Annotated in this window: 13 protein-coding genes and 1 pseudogene; 6 read left to right on the top strand and 8 right to left on the bottom strand. The window is 67.6% G+C overall.

Annotation, left to right across the window (positions count from 1 at the left end; all coding sequences use genetic code 11):
• Positions 1–165 precede the first annotated feature (165 nt).
• The 4 genes and pseudogenes from ACIQTU_RS06300 to ACIQTU_RS06285 all read right to left on the bottom strand — a co-directional run bounded on the left by ACIQTU_RS06300 (position 166) and on the right by ACIQTU_RS06285 (position 4594).
• The gene (locus tag ACIQTU_RS06300) at positions 166–1983 is read right to left on the bottom strand and encodes an autotransporter domain-containing protein (protein ID WP_400544008.1); all 1818 of its coding nucleotides are present in this window, start codon (positions 1981–1983) and stop codon (positions 166–168) included.
• Between the two features lie 97 nt (positions 1984–2080).
• A complete protein-coding gene (gene serA / locus ACIQTU_RS06295; RefSeq protein ID WP_400547034.1) occupies positions 2081–3310 on the bottom strand; it encodes a phosphoglycerate dehydrogenase in 1230 nt (409 codons plus the stop codon).
• A gap of 135 nt (positions 3311–3445) precedes the next feature.
• Positions 3446–3970, bottom strand: a pseudogene (locus ACIQTU_RS06290) (HAD-IB family phosphatase); the annotation flags it as partial.
• A gap of 84 nt (positions 3971–4054) precedes the next feature.
• A complete protein-coding gene (locus tag ACIQTU_RS06285) occupies positions 4055–4594 on the bottom strand; it encodes a hypothetical protein (RefSeq protein ID WP_400547031.1) in 540 nt (179 codons plus the stop codon).
• Between the two features lie 189 nt (positions 4595–4783).
• On the opposite strand from ACIQTU_RS06285, the gene ACIQTU_RS06280 reads away from it, so the two are divergent.
• The gene (locus ACIQTU_RS06280) at positions 4784–5710 is read left to right on the top strand and encodes an Hsp33 family molecular chaperone (RefSeq protein WP_400544005.1); all 927 of its coding nucleotides are present in this window, start codon (positions 4784–4786) and stop codon (positions 5708–5710) included.
• Between the two features lie 117 nt (positions 5711–5827).
• Entirely contained in the window at positions 5828–6862 is a 1035-nt protein-coding gene (locus tag ACIQTU_RS06275; RefSeq protein WP_400544002.1) for a glycerophosphodiester phosphodiesterase, read from the top strand.
• 2 nt (positions 6863–6864) lie between these two features.
• On the opposite strand, the gene ACIQTU_RS06270 is transcribed toward ACIQTU_RS06275, so the two are convergent.
• A complete protein-coding gene (locus tag ACIQTU_RS06270) occupies positions 6865–8712 on the bottom strand; it encodes an ABC transporter transmembrane domain-containing protein (RefSeq protein ID WP_400543999.1) in 1848 nt (615 codons plus the stop codon).
• 133 nt (positions 8713–8845) lie between these two features.
• On the opposite strand from ACIQTU_RS06270, the gene rpmE reads away from it, so the two are divergent.
• Positions 8846–9070 carry a 50S ribosomal protein L31 gene (gene rpmE, locus ACIQTU_RS06265; protein ID WP_400543996.1) on the top strand — a complete coding sequence of 75 codons (225 nt, stop codon included), beginning with the start codon at positions 8846–8848 and terminating at the stop codon, positions 9068–9070.
• 154 nt (positions 9071–9224) lie between these two features.
• Positions 9225–10781 (top strand): murein L,D-transpeptidase, encoded by a 1557-nt coding sequence (locus ACIQTU_RS06260; protein WP_400543993.1) that lies wholly within the window; start codon positions 9225–9227, stop codon positions 10779–10781.
• 25 nt (positions 10782–10806) lie between these two features.
• On the opposite strand, the gene ACIQTU_RS06255 is transcribed toward ACIQTU_RS06260, so the two are convergent.
• Both ACIQTU_RS06255 and ACIQTU_RS06250 read right to left on the bottom strand, forming a co-directional pair.
• Positions 10807–11298, bottom strand: coding sequence for a DUF1465 family protein (locus tag ACIQTU_RS06255; protein ID WP_300195728.1), 492 nt, complete (start codon positions 11296–11298; stop codon positions 10807–10809).
• Between the two features lie 140 nt (positions 11299–11438).
• Positions 11439–11642: a DUF1192 domain-containing protein gene (locus ACIQTU_RS06250; protein WP_400543990.1), complete on the bottom strand. Its 204-nt coding sequence runs from the start codon at positions 11640–11642 to the stop codon at positions 11439–11441.
• A 79-nt stretch (positions 11643–11721) separates the two neighbouring features.
• Between ACIQTU_RS06250 and ACIQTU_RS06245 the strand changes: the two genes are divergently transcribed.
• Positions 11722–12693 (top strand): NAD(P)H-quinone oxidoreductase, encoded by a 972-nt coding sequence (locus ACIQTU_RS06245; protein WP_400543987.1) that lies wholly within the window; start codon positions 11722–11724, stop codon positions 12691–12693.
• Positions 12694–12737: 44 nt separating this feature from the next.
• Here the strand turns inward: ACIQTU_RS06245 and ACIQTU_RS06240 are convergent, their stop codons facing one another.
• Complete coding sequence (locus tag ACIQTU_RS06240; protein ID WP_400543984.1) at positions 12738–13379, bottom strand: beta/gamma crystallin-related protein; 642 nt, start codon at positions 13377–13379, stop codon at positions 12738–12740.
• Between the two features lie 213 nt (positions 13380–13592).
• Here ACIQTU_RS06240 and ACIQTU_RS06235 point away from each other — a divergent pair, with 213 nt between their 5' ends.
• Entirely contained in the window at positions 13593–14258 is a 666-nt protein-coding gene (locus tag ACIQTU_RS06235; RefSeq protein WP_400543981.1) for a DUF1013 domain-containing protein, read from the top strand.
• Positions 14259–14501 lie beyond the last annotated feature (243 nt).

Here is a 14501-nt window from a genome sequence, read left to right as displayed (position 1 = left end):
GTGGCGGAAAAGCAGTCGCCGACGGCCGGGGTTGTCCTTTTCTGGCATCACACCGGGACCTGAATGGGGCGCCGCGGGGGCGACACGGGGTCGCACCGTGGAACCCGAACGCAAAAGGGGCCGCGCGATCCTCGACCGCGCGGCCCCCTGCGGTTCGCTTTCGCCTTATAGCAGCAGGGTCAATTGCACCCCGCCCATATGGCTGTCGGCCTGATCGCCGAAGCGGCCCTTGTAGCCGATGGAGACTTTCAGGCGGTCCATGACCGTGCCCTCGATACCCGCCGAGGCCAGGAACTGACCGCCCCAGGGTTGATCGATGTTCCGCGCCAGAATTTGCGCCGGGTTGCCGGAAATGCCGGTGCGGACGGCGTCGCTGTCGTCGCTGAGGCTGTCACGATAGCCCCCCTCTGCGAAGAAGTGGAAGCGGTCGATCCCGCCCTCGGCGCGCAGGGCGATCTCGGCGGTCGTCCCCTGAACCGAGCGGTCCTGATAGGCGTACTGGGCCGCGACGCCCTGCTCGGTGAAGCCGTCCACGTCGCTCTTGATCCAGGCCACGGCGGCGCGCGGCGACAGGGCGATTCCGCCCATGTCGAACCACATCCCGCCCTGCAGACGCGCGCCAGTCGAAACGCCCCGCGTCGAGCCGGTGTGAACGATGGGGGCCAATGAGGTCAGGCGACTGACGTCGTTGAAGTCGTCCTGGGCCACGCCCGCCGCCGCATTGACGAAGATATCGCCCGAGCGCCAGCCGCCGTAGATATCCAGACCGAAGGTGTCCAGATCGACATTCAGCGCCCCCGCATCCACGTCAGCGTTACGATAGCTGCCGGCCAGACCGAACTTCATCGTCTCGGCCCCCGACTCCAGAGCGATCCGCACGCCGTAGCCGTCCGAGGTCGCCTCGCCGATGGCGCCGCGCGCGTCGGTCTTGGTCCGATCCGCCAGAGCCGAAACCGAGATCGCGGTTCCCGCCGTCCAGGCGTCGCGACCCGACAGGCTGGCGGTCGAGCCGTCCAGCGCATCCTCGCGGTGACGCCAGGCCGTCTCGCCCAGCACGGCGGTCTGGCTGCCCAGGTCGCCGTAGTAGAGATAGTCGTTGGCCAGGTGCGCGATCAACCGGTGCCCTGCCGCCGTCGGGTGGACGCCGTCCCAGTAGAGATAGCTGTCCGGGCTGGAGCAAACGGTCACGCCATTGAAGCAGGTGTCCTTGGCGTTGGTCAGTCCGAACTGGCCCGGGTTGCCCGACAGGGTGTCGCTGATCTTGTAGAGGTCCATCAGGATGATGTTGGTGTTCGGCTTGCCCGCCGCCGTCGTCATCAGCCCCGTCTGCAGGGCCGTATTGAAGGTCGTGCCGGCGTAGTCGGCCAGAGGCTTGGCCGGCAGGCCCGGCCCCTGATTGAACTGCGGCGTCGTGCCCAGACGCGGCAGGTTGGTCACCAGAATCGTCCCCGCCCCGGCGGTGGCCACGCTGTTGACGATGAAGTTTATGTCCGCCGCCGCGCCCTGGGCCACGGGGGCGATGGCCCCCTGCGGGTTGGAGGACGCGCCCGCGGCCGGGATGGCCTGGAAGATGTTGTTGGCGCCGCCGAGGATGCTAACCAGGTCGCTTGCGCCGAACTTGCCGCCCGCGCCCGTATAGGCCAGCAGTTGGTTGCGCATTCCTGGCGGCGAGGCCGCGCTGTCGGTGCGCGCGCCGCCGAAGGCCAGGTTGATACTGCCCGTCACCGGCGCACCGGCGGCGTAGCGCCCGGCGTTGAAGCCCAGAAGTTCGGTGAACACCGGCCCGTTGGAGAATCGTCCCTGATAATAGGGCGGCGAGGTCGGCGTCGTGTTGCCGGTCGCGGCATAGAGGTTGCCATTGTCGGACAGGCTGTCGCCGAAGACGACCAGCCGATTGTAGCTCTGGGCCCCGGCGGCGCTGGCGCTCGAGACAGCCGCCAGAGTCAGGGCGGCCAGGGCCGCTCCGCGAAGAAGACGAGACATCGGTGTTCCTCCCTCGACCGTCAGTGCGCGGTCGTTATCCGGAGGATGCGCCGCTTTGCCGTAAGCGCAAGATGCCCCTAGGGAACGTGAACGTTGTTCAGTGAAGCATTCTGAAGCGCACTGTGCCCGGCAGGTCACGCAGGACCTTCAACACCTCGGGATCATAGTCGCGGTCCACGTCCGTGATGACGTAGCCGGTGCGCTCGTCCGTTTTCAGGTGCTGGCCCAGGATGTTGAGGCCGGCCGCCGACAGGGCCCGGTTCAGCTCGGCCAGGACGCCCGGCTGGTTCCTGTGGATGTGCAGCAGGCGGTGGGCGCGCGACACCTCGGCCAGCTGCACGTTCGGCAGGTTGACGCAGAAGGTGGTGTCGCCCCGGTTCAGATAGCCCAGCAGCCGCTCGGCCGCGAACTCGGCGATGGCTTCCTGGGCCTCTTCGGTCGAGCCGCCGATGTGGGGCGACAGGATGACGTTCTTCAGACCCTGCAGGGGGCTGGCGAAGGGGTCGGCGTTGGTGCGCGGCTCCTCGGGGAAGACGTCCACCGCTGCGCCGGCGACCCGGCCCGACTTCACCGCCTCGGCCAGGGCGTCGACATCGACGACGTGACCGCGCGACAGGTTCAGGAACAGGACGCCGGGCTTCATCTTGGCGAACTGGGCCGCGCCGATGATGGCCGTGTTCTCCTTGCGTCCGTCGACGTGCAGGCTGACCACGTCGGCCTCGGCCAGCAGGGCGTCCAGCGAACGCATCCGCCGGGCGTTGCCCAGGGCCAGACGTTCCGACAGGTCGTGGAAGATGACCCGCATCCCCAGGCCCTCAGCCAGAACCGACAGCTGCGAGCCGATGGCCCCGTAGCCGACGATGCCCAGGGTCTTGCCGCGCAGCTCGCGCGAGCCGGTGGCCGACTTGTTCCATTCTCCCCGATGCATGGCCGCCGACTTGTCGGCCACGTCGCGCATCAGGACGATGGTCAGGCCGATGGCCAGTTCGACCACCGAACGGGTGTTGGAATAGGGGGCGTTGAACACGGCCACGCCATGTTCGGCGGCCGCGTCCAGATCGATCTGGTTGGTGCCGATGCAGAAGGCGGCGACAGCCAGCAGACGGTCGGCGTGCTCCAGCACCCGCTTGCTGACATTGGTCTTGGAACGGATGCCCAGGACGTGCACGCCCTTGATCGCCTCGATCAGGTCGTCTTCGTCCAGCGCGCCCTTCATGGTCTCGACGGTGTAGCCCGCCTCCTCCAGCCGCTCGACGGCGGCGGGGTGGATGTTCTCCAGCAGCAGCATCTTGATGCGGTTGCGCGGATAGGACCAGCGGCCCGACACGCCCTCGGCGAACAGGACCTCGTCCAGCGAGGCGGCAACGGCGTCGGCGACCTCAATCACCTTCTGGCGGCTAACCACCTCGGTGAAGGCGTAGAAGCGGTCGGCGGCTCCGGCCAGCTTGACCTCGGCGTCGGTCCAGCCGTCGCCGACCATGACGGCAGGTCCGGTCAGGTTCAGGGCCTTGATGACCTCGGGCTTGCCGTTGTCGCGCGACAAGGGGTTGGCGTCGTCCACGCCCGTCACCCGGCCCTCGTCGTCATAGAGCAGGTCGTTGGCCAGGACGTGATCATCGGCGATGCCCAGACGCGCGGCCAGGGGCGCGATCACCTCGCGGAAGCCGCCCGACAGGATATAGACGCGCTCGGCATGACGTTCGAAGAAGTCGACGTTGCGGCGGATTGAGGCGGTGGCCTCGTCCAGAATGCGATCCGTCAGGGTCTCGACGTGGCTGCGGCGCAGGGCCAACAGGTCCAGACGGCGGCGCAGGGCCGTGCCGAAGTCCACCTGCCCCGTCATCGCCTGATCGGTCAGAGACGCGATCTCGGCCTTTTTCGCCGCCGCATCGGGGGCGTCGGACAGGGCGATGTCAGCGAGCGCTTCAAGCGTCTCGATGCGCACCAGGGTGGAGTCGAAGTCGAAGATGAAGACGGGCGAAGTCATGCCCCGCCCCTAGCTCACCTTCGCACTTGCAGCAATAAAAAGGGGCACCGAAGCACCCCTTTCCGCATGAATTTTCCAAAAACGTCACAATTTGCCGAAGCCGCTGGAGCCCCCGCTCTTGCGACGGCTTTCCAGGGCGGCGGCGCCGATGGCGGCGGCGATGGTGGCCACGGCCAGCAGGGCCCCGCCCTCTTTGGCGTGGTCGCGGGCGAAGTCGCCGGCGTCCTCGGCGTAGCGACGGGCCTGTTTGGCGTAGCGTTTCATGGGTTTACGCGACTTCTTGCCCGAGCGGTGCAGCCAGTGCTCGGCCTTCACCCGCGCGCCATGGCCCAAGTGACCGGCCCGCTCGCTGGCGTAGCCGCCCAGGTCGGCGGCCCGGTGGGTCAGGCCGTCCGCGCCGTGCCGCACGCCGCGCGCGATGTCGTCGAAGCGATGACGCAGAGCCTCAGCGTCGAACCAGCCGCGCGGATCGACCCTTTCTCGGATACGCTCATAGCGCGTCGGGCCGCTGCGCTGATTCAGCAGTAGGGCGGCGATGCCCACGCCCGCCAGGACGGCGACCACGCCGGCTGTGACGCCAGGATGTTTGCGGACCTCGTCCACGGCGTTGAACTGTCGAACCATGAGCAATCAACCTCTTCTTGTCGAAACACTATCGTCGGACAGGAGCGAACCGCGCCGCAAGAGGTTCCGCTGTAAACGGCCAAGCTGCAAGCCATGACGACCGATCACGCCCTCCCCCTTACCAAGCGCGGGCCGCCTCCCTATGTTGCGCCGCTTCCAGACAGTTTCGCCTTTTTCAGGATCTTCGCCGTGACCGATCACGCGCCCGCCGCACAGCCCATCGCCGCCCCCGCCGACGACTTCGCCGCCGCCTTCCAGATCGAAGGCTGGCCGGTGCGCGGCCGCCTGGTGCGGCTGGGGGAGGTCGTGGACAAGATCCTGTCGGCCCACGACTACCCGGAACCCGTCGCTGCCCTGCTGGGCGAGGCCTGCGTCCTGGCCGCCATTGTCGGCTCGGCGCTGAAGTTCGAAGGCCGCCTGATCGTCCAGGCCCAGGGCGACGGCCCGGTGCGCTATGTCGTGGCCGACTACGACACTGCCGGCACCCTGCGCGGCTTCTGCCGCTTTGATGCGGAAGAGGTCGCCACGGCGTCCGAAGGCTTCACCCGGCCCGGCGCGCAGACCCTGCTGGGCAAGGGCGTCTTCATCATGACCATCGACCGGGGCGAGGATTTCGAGCGCACCCAGGGCATCACCCCGATCGAGGGCGAGAGCCTGTCGCTGTGCGCCGAGCACTACTTCACCCAGTCCGAGCAGGTGCCGACCAAGGTGCGGCTGGCCGTCGGCGAGGTCACGACCGAGACTGGCACGACCTGGCGCGCCGGCGGAGCGATGATTCAGGTCATCGCCGGCGACAGCGCCCGCGGCTCGACCGAAGAGGTGTGGGAGCGCACTCGCGCCCTGTTCCACACCCTTGGCGACGACGAACTGATCGACCCGACCATTAGCGCCGAGACCCTGCTGTACCGTCTGTTCCACGAGGACGGCGTGCGGCTGGAAGGCGCCAAGGCGCTGGCCGCGGTCTGCCGCTGCTCCAAGGAGCGTCTGGTCACGGTCATGCAGTCCTTCCCGCCGGAAGACCGCGCCGAGATGATCGAGGACGACGGCATGATCCATGCGACGTGCGAGTACTGCTCGACCGTCTACAAGATCGCGCCGGAAGAGATCGCGGGCTGATCCTTCTCCGGGGACACTGAGCGAAGGCGGCGCGGCGAAGGCTTCGCCGCCTTCGTCATATCTGCAGCCACGCAGGGCGATCACGAGGCCGTCACGCTCGCCCACTACCCTCAAGGCATGATCCGTTTCATCCTGACCGCCGCCCTTCTCCTCAGCGGAACCCTGGCCATGTCTGCGCCCCTTCCTCAGGTCATCGCCCATCGCGGCGCGTCCGGCGAACGCCCCGAGCATACCGCCTCGGCCTACCGGCTGGCGGTTGAACAGGGCGCGGACGTCATCGAGCCGGATCTGGTCATGACCCGGGACGGCCAGTTCGTCGTCCGCCACGAGAACGAGATCGGCGGCACGACCGACGTGGCGGACCGGCCCGAGTTTGCGGATCGCAAGACCGCCAAAACCATCGACGGCGTCAAGACCACCGGCTGGTTCACCGAAGACTTCACCCTGAGCGAACTGAAGACCCTGCGCGCACGCGAGCGCCTGCCCCTGCTGCGGCCCGGCAGCAGTTCCTGGGACGGACAGGAGTCCATCCTGACCTTCGACGAGGTCGTGACCCTCGCTCGCGAGGAAAGCGCCCGCAGCGGCCGCATCATCGGCGTCGCGCCGGAGCTGAAGCACCCCTCCTATTTCGCCGAAATCGGACTGCCGATGGAGGACGCCCTTGTCGTCGCGCTGGAGCGCCACGACCTGACCGGCGCTGAGGCCCCGATCCTGATCCAGTGCTTCGAGGTCGGGACGCTGCAATGGCTGAAGGGACGCATCGACGCCCCGTTGTTGCAGTTGATGAGCGTGTCTGGTGGGCCGGCCGACCGTCCCGACCTGACCTACGCCGCCATGAGCACGCCCGAAGGCCTCAGCGCCGTCGCCGACTATGCCGACGCGATCGGAGTCGAAACCGGGCTGATCCTGCCGCGCGATGACATGGCCCGCAGCCTGCCCGCCACCCCGTTAATCGCTGACGCCCATGCGGCAGGGCTCAAGGTCGTGGTCTGGACCTTCCGCGCCGAGAATGTCTTCCTGCCGCTGGAACGCCGCCACGGCGACGCGCCCACCGACCACGGCGACCTGCGCGGCTATCTGAAGGCCTTCTACGCCCTCGGCGTTGACGCGGTGTTCAGCGACTTTCCGGGCGCGGCGGTCGCAGCGCGCTGACTTCAGGCGCCCTGGAACTGCAGTTCCGCCAGACGCGCATAAAGACCGCCCTTGGCCGTGAGTTCGGCATGGGTGCCTTGCTCGACCACCTTGCCGCCGTCCATGACGACGATGCGGTCAGCCCGCAGGACGGTGGCCAGACGGTGGGCGATGACCAGAGTGGTGCGCGTTTCCATGGCCTGATCCAGGGCCGCCTGCACCAGACGCTCGTTCTCTGCGTCGAGCGCGCTGGTCGCCTCGTCCAGCAGCAGGATGGGGGCTTCGCGGACCAGGGCGCGGGCGATGGCCAGGCGCTGACGCTGGCCGCCCGACAAGCTCTTGCCGCGCTCGCCCAGAGGCGTGTCGAAGGCCTGCGGCAGGGCCTCGATGAAGCCCAGCGCCTGGGCCTCGTCGGCCACGGCGCGGGCTTCGGCCAAGGTCGCGTCCTCACGGCCGAAGCGGATGTTCTCCAGCGCCGAGCCCGAAAACAGGGGCGCCTCCTGCGACACCCAGGCGAAACGTTCACGCACCTCGATCGGATCGGCGGCGCGCACATCCACGCCGTCCACCGAAACCAGACCGGACTGCGGATCATAGAAACGCAACAGCAGACGGAAGACCGTCGACTTGCCCGCGCCCGACGGCCCGACCAGGGCCACCGTCTCGCCCGGACGCACGGTCAGGCTGAAGCCCTTCAGCGCCGGCAGGTCGGGACGGCCCGGATAGGCGAAGTCCACCGCCGACATCGACACCTCGCCCAGCGGCGGCTGCGGCAGGGCCACGGGGGTCGCCGGCGGGGCGATGGCGGGCACGGCGCGCATCAGTTCGTCAATCCGCTCCATGGCCCCGGCGGCCTTCTGCACGTCGCCCCAGCTTTCGCCGAGCGCGCCGACAGCGGCGGCCGAGAAAACCGACAGCAGAACGAACTGCAGCAGGGCGCCCGGTGTCATGTTCCCCGCGATCACGTCCTGCGCCCCCAGCCACAGCACCAGGGTCACGCCGCCGAACATGACGACGATGATCATGGCGGTCATGACCGCGCGCGCCCGCATGCGGATCAGGGAAACGCCGAAGGCCTCCTCCACCGCTGCGCCGAAGCGGCCGATGGCGCTCTTTTCACGGCCAAAGGCCTGCACCGTCTCGATGGCGTCGACGCTCTCGCCCGCGAAGCCCACGGCGCCGGCGAAGGTGTCCTGCGACTTGACCGTCAGCTTGCGCACCTGACGCCCGAAGACGAACAGGGGCACGATCAGCACCGGCACGATCAGCAGCACCAGACCGGTCAGCTTGGGACTGACGAAGAAGAGCAGGATCACCCCGCCGATCAGGGTGAAGAAATTGCGCAGGGCGTAGCTGACCGAGGTGGTCAGCAGGGTGTCCACCAGTTGGATGTCCGTGCTCAGGCGCGACAGCACTTCGCCGGTCCGCATATGGGCGAAGAAGACCGGGTCCAGCGTCAGGATACGCTTGAACAGGGCGGTGCGCAGATCGGCGATGATCCGCTCGCCCGTCTTGGTGACGTAGAAATACCGCAGGGCCGTCGCCAACCCCAGAATCAGGGCGTTCGCGCCCAGAATCAGGAACCAGGTGTTGATGTCGCGGCCGCCGTTTTCGAAGCCGTTATCGATAGCGCCGCGCGCCGTCGCGGTCAGGCCCAAAGACGCCGCCGTGGACATGACCAGCCACAGGCACGCGATCCCCGCGTTCAGCCGGTGCCGCATCATGAAAGGCAGCAGACGCCCCAGGGGCCTGATGTTGCGGGTCTTGGCGCGCTTGCCGCCCGCCTCGTCCATCTGCTCGACCAGCAGGGCGCCGGCGCCGGGACGGCCCCGGGTCTCTTGAGAAGCGGAAGGCGAGGAAACTTGGGTCATGCCCGCGCTCTTGCCCCGGAACGCCCCCCGGTGTAAACGCCGCCGCTCATTCCCGCCGTTTAGCCTCGGCGGGTTTCTCTATTTACGCGCACTGACGGTCGGCATCGTCGAAGCGCAGAGACGGATCAGATCGATGAAAGCGGACACGCACCCCGACTACCACTTCATTACGGTTGTTCGCCCGGACGGCAGCAGCTTCCAGACCCGTTCGACCTACGGCAAGGAAGGCGCGACGCTGGCCCTCGACATCGACCCGACGACCCACCCGGCCTGGACCGGCGGCAACGCCCAGATGCTGGACCGCGGCGGCCGCGTTTCGCGCTTCAACAACAAGTTCGGCGGCTTCATCAAGAAGTAAGCCCTACAGGTTGCGACAAAGTCGCCACAGAAGCGCCGGTCCGATGGGCCGGCGCTTTTTGTTTGCCCGGAACGTCGATAACATGAGGGCGTTCGATCCTTCGGGGCGCAGGCGACGGGTCTGGCGCCGGACCGGCCTTTAAGAGCGTTTGCATATGAACCGACGGGAACTGGGCTTTGGCGTCGCTACGACGACCCTGACCCTTGGCGCGGCCTCGGCCGCTTTCGCGCAAAACCGGCCGATCGACCCTCAGGTCTTCATGGCGGGCTTCGAGGCCCAGGCTTCCCGCCTGCCCGCGGAACAGCAGGCCGACGTCCGCGCCGTCTATCAGCTGACCGGCGGCAAGCCGATCTGGACCGCCGACCGCCTGCGCGTGCTGCAGGAAGTCGCCGCCGGCGCCGAGCGCCACGCCCTGCCCGCCGGGGACTTCTTCGACTTCGTCGGTCTGGCCGCCGATCCCGCCTCGGCCGAGATCCGCACCACCGCCGCCGCCGTGACCTATGCCCGCGTTCTGGCCCAGGGCCGCGTCGCTCCCGAGACGGTCGAGGACCTTTGGGAGATGCAGAAGAACAGCGTCGACATCCCCGCCGGCCTGACCCAGGCGATCAGCGCCAACCGCCTGAGCCAGTGGTTCGACGGCCTGGCCCCCACCGACATCGGCTACACCAACCTGTCGGCCGGCTATGCCCGCTATCGCCGCATCACCCGCGCCGGCGGCTGGCCCGCCTTCCGCCAGGGCGGCACGATCGAGCCCGACACCAGCGACAGCCGCATCCCCGCCCTGGTGGCCCGCCTTGTCGCCGAGGGCGACCTCAGCGCCGCCGCCGGCGAACGCCTGAAGGGCAACCTGGCCTATGGCGCGGAACTGCAGCAAGCGGTCCGCAGCTTCCAGACCCGCCACGGCCTCGGCGCCGACGGCCGCATCGGCGCCGGCACCCAGCGTTCGCTCGGCGCCTCGGCCGAGGACCGCGCCCGCCAGATCGCCCTGAACCTGGAGCGTCGTCGCTGGCTGAAGCGCGAGCTGAATCCCGAGCGGATCGAGGTCAACACGGCCGCCGCGATCATGGTTTACTGGAAAGACGGCAAGCCCGTTCACTCCAACCGCGTCATCGTCGGCACCGAAGAAAACCAGACTCCCAGCCTGGAGAAACCCTTCGCCTCGGTCGTGGCCAATCCGCCCTGGACCGTGCCCATGGGCATCGCCCGTCGCGAGATCCTGCCCAAGGGGCCCGGCTATCTGGCCGCCCACGACATGTACATCAACAGCGACGGCTGGGTGGTGCAGCGCGCCGGGCCGCAATCGTCGCTGGGCTATGTGAAGTTCGAGCTGCGCGACAGCTACGCCATCTTCCTGCACGACACCCCGGGCAAGGCCGCCTTCAACCTGTCGGTCCGTCAGCGCAGTCACGGCTGCGTCCGCGTGCAGAACGCGGTCGAGTTCGCGCGCCTGCTGCTGCAGCCCGATCCGACCAAGCTGGCCCAGTTCGACGCCGCCCAGGACAATCGCCAGACCACGCGCGTCACCACCGGGCGCGAGATCGCCGTGCGCCTGCTCTATTGGACCGCCTTCGTCGACGGCCAGGGTCGCGTGGCCTTCCGCGAGGACGTCTATCGCCGGGATGAGAAGCTGGCCCAGGCGCTCGGCATCGCGGTCAACCTGCCGCGCGTCATCGCCGACGGCCCCAGCGACGCCAACGACGTCGGGCCGTAAGCATCGATTTCAATGCTTCGGGGGCTCAGCCCCCAAAGGCCGCCTGGAGGCGATCCAGCTGGCTCTGCACCGGATTGACCGGCTGCTCCTCGTCTCCGCCCAGATACATGCGCTGATCCAGGTGCAGGACCCGGTCGTACAGTTTCTCGGCGCGGACGGCGTACTCAATCAGGGCGATGGGCAGTTCACGGTGGCTGGGCTCGCTCTCGACCTTGCGGTCAGCCAGTCGATAGCGCGGCTCGCAGGCGGCGGCGGCGCTCATGTCCTCTTCGCGCACGGCGCGCTGCACCAGCAGCCAAGAGGCGATCTGCATCAGGCGCGTGGTCAGCTTCATGCTCTCGCCCGCATAGGCCAGGGCGGCGGCGCGCGACAGCAGCCGCGAATCCTGACGCCCGTCGCCATCCAGATAGGCGGCGGTTTCCTCGACCAGCTCCATGCCCTCGCGGAAGGTGCGGTCGAACAGCTCCGAGCGCGCGAAATCCAGCACTTCAGCGCTGCGCGAACGCAATCCGACCATGTCAGCGTCGATGGCAGTCAACTCGGTTCTACCCATGAAATGTCACGCGCGTCCGTCAAAACTCGCGGGTCAGAACGACGCCGCACGGACCGGAACTGCAATCGTCATGCCACGGATTACGAGAAGGCGGGAGGGGCTGGTCAGCGGAAATTGAACAGGGCGTCGGCGGCGCTGCGCTTGGAGGACTTGCCGTCAATGGCAGCTTTGGAGCGCGCGATCTCAGCCTCCAGGGCGGCGATCCGTTCGTGCAGTTCGTCCACGGCGTAGAGGTCCAGGTCCTCGCGTCCCAGCGCCTTCAGCGCCTCGCCGGCTTGGGGCCGGGGCTCCAGATCTTCGAACGTCATCACCGCCTCCGTGGCCAGAAACCACATCAACCCGTATGAAAACGCTCCAATGACGACGATTGCAAGCGGTGGAGACAAGATGCGGGTCATCGAAATCGAAGGCGGCAAGGGTCCAGCCGAGACCCTGCGCCTGGCGGAACGCCCCCAGCCGACGCCCGGCGCCGGCCAAATCCGCATCCGCGTGCACGCCGCCGGGGTCAACCGACCCGATATCGTCCAGCGCATTGGCCTCTATCCCGCCCCGCCCGGCGCCTCGGACATTCTGGGGCTTGAAGTGGCAGGCGAAGTGGACGCGGTCGGCGAAGGCGTGACGCGCTGGAAGGTGGGCGATCGGGTCTGCGCCCTGCTAGGCGGCGGGGGCTATGCGGAATACGCCTTGGTCGACGCCCGGCACGCCCTGCCCGTCCCCGACGGTCTCGATTTCATACAGGCCGCCGCCCTGCCCGAGACCGTCTTCACTGTCTTCACCAATGTCTTCGAGGGCGGCGGACTGAAGGCGGGCGAGACCCTGCTGATCCACGGCGCCACCAGCGGCATCGGCGTCATGGCGATCCAGATGGCGAAGGCGGCGGGCGCGCGCGTCATCGCCACCTCGCGCGGCGCAGCCAAGGCCGAGGCGGCGCTCGCCCTAGGCGCGGACGTCAGCCTGGACGCCACGGACGGCGACCTGCTGGCGGCGATCAAGGCGGCGGGCGGCGCTGATGTGGTGCTGGACATGGTGGGGGCGGCCTACGCCGAGCTGAACCTCAACGCGCTGAAGCCCGGCGGGCGCTGGGTGGTCATCGCCACCCTGACCGGCGGCCTGGCCCAGATCGACCTGATGCGGATCATGCTGAAACGCATCGTCCTGACCGGCTCGACCCTGCGCAGCCGCACCAACGACGAAAAGGCGCGCCTGGCCGCCGCCGTCGAGCAGGTCGTCTGGCCTTGGGTCGCGACTGGCTCGGTGCGCGCCAAGGTCGAGGCGACCTTCCCCCTGAACCAGGCTGCCGCCGCCCACCAGCGGCTGGAGGCCGGCGACCACGTCGGCAAGATCGTCCTGACGGTGTGAGCGCCAAAGAAAAACGGGAGGCCGAAGCCTCCCGTTTCATCGTACTACCAGTTGCCGCCGCGACGAGCGGGCCGCAGCGACGAGATGCGATCATTCATCCCTGTCCGGCCCAGATTGCTTACGTCGCCGTTGATGACCTGGCAGCTGCCGCGGAAGTTAGCGTCGGTGCAGACTTCCCAGCTGCCGCGCCCAAGGCGGATGGAGCTGATGGCGTCATTCATGCCGCTATTGCGCAGATTCGGGACTTCCTGGCGGAAGGTCATCGACTGACCGCGATAGTTGGCGTCGCGATAGACGGTAATCGAGCTATTGCCCCAACCGCCGCCGTTGCCGCCGCCCGGGCCGCCGGGCCAGCCAGGATTATTGCCGTTGCCGCCGCCGGGACGACCGCCGTCTTCATAATCGCCGCGGTGGCCCTGGCAAACCAGACGGCCGTTATCATTGCTGATGTCGCTGCTGGAGCAGCGCGCCAGCTCGATCGAGGTTTCGCGCATCTGGCCGCGCATATCGCGACAATCGGCGTAAAGGCGACCCTGATTGACGTAGGAGCCTGTGCAGCTCTGAGCGTAGCTGCCGCGCGGGGCGCCGCGCGCCTGAACCTGGGCTTCAGCCGAGCCTGACGGCACGGCAGCGGCGCCGCCGAAGGCCATGACTGCGCTGGCGGCGATAATCGCGAACTGTCTCATGGGAGCTGTCCTCTTTGATCCTTTGGCGCACAACGCACCACAAGCCACACTGTTCAACATTGCCGATGAACCTCTGCTGTACGCACCATTCGGACAACGTTTTCTTTTGCCGCGAAAGCGCCTATACAGAGGTCTCAGCGCCCGGCCGAAAGGTCGGGCGCCGTCGATTCAAACGCCCGATTTTCGGGCCGCAAACGCCGGGACGCACGCCCCATGACCGACATCCTGATGCCCAAGGCCACCGCGGTCTGGCTGGTGGACAACACCTCGCTCTCGTTCGAGCAGATCGCTGATTTCTGCGGCCTGCACCCGCTGGAAGTGCGCGGCATCGCCGACGGCGACGTGGCCCGCGACATCCGCGGCGTGGACCCGGTCACGGGCGGCCAGCTGACGCGCGAAGAACTGGAAAAGGCCCAGGACAACCCCGACTACCGCATGAAGGCCGTGGTCAGCCGCCACGCCGAACTGCTGAAGCCATCCAAGACCGCGCCGAAATACACGCCGGTTTCGCGTCGCCAGGACCGCCCGGACGCCATCGCCTGGTTCGTGCGCAACCACCCGGAAGTGACCGACGCCCAGATCGCCAAGCTGCTGGGCACGACCAAGTCCACCATCGAGACCGTGCGCAACCGCACCCACTGGAACTCGGCCAACATCAAGCCGGTCGATCCCGTGACCCTGGGCCTGATCGGCCAGCTGCAACTGGACGAGATCGTCAAGAAGGCCGCCGACAAGAAGGCCAAGGACGACGCCAAGAACGGCGGCGCCGCCCTGCAAACGCTCCAGGCCGAACCGGAAGAGCCCGAGTTCGTCCCGGAAGAGCGCGTGCGCCCCGGCGCCGAGCCGACCGCAGAATCGGTCTTCGGCAAGAACGACTGATCGGTCTGATCTGAACATGGAAACGGCCCCGAAGAGCGATCTTCGGGGCCGTTTTCATTTGCGCACGAGGTTCAGGCCCGGCGGGATGCCCGCCTAATACAAAAGTCCTAGTCCGAACGATCGGGTCTTGGTTCGGCACCGCGAAGGCCTAGTCCGGCTGGCCAAATCGACGGTCCTCGGCGCGGGGTCGATAGTCTCCGGATCGGGAGGCCTGCCTCCGTCCCGGCGCAACGACCGATCCTG

It is taken from the genome of Brevundimonas sp. NPDC090276 (assembly GCF_044772165.1).
GTDB lineage: Bacteria > Pseudomonadota > Alphaproteobacteria > Caulobacterales > Caulobacteraceae > Brevundimonas.
Note: the sequence above shows the minus strand (reverse complement) of the source record. Positions and strands in the feature narration are given on the sequence as shown.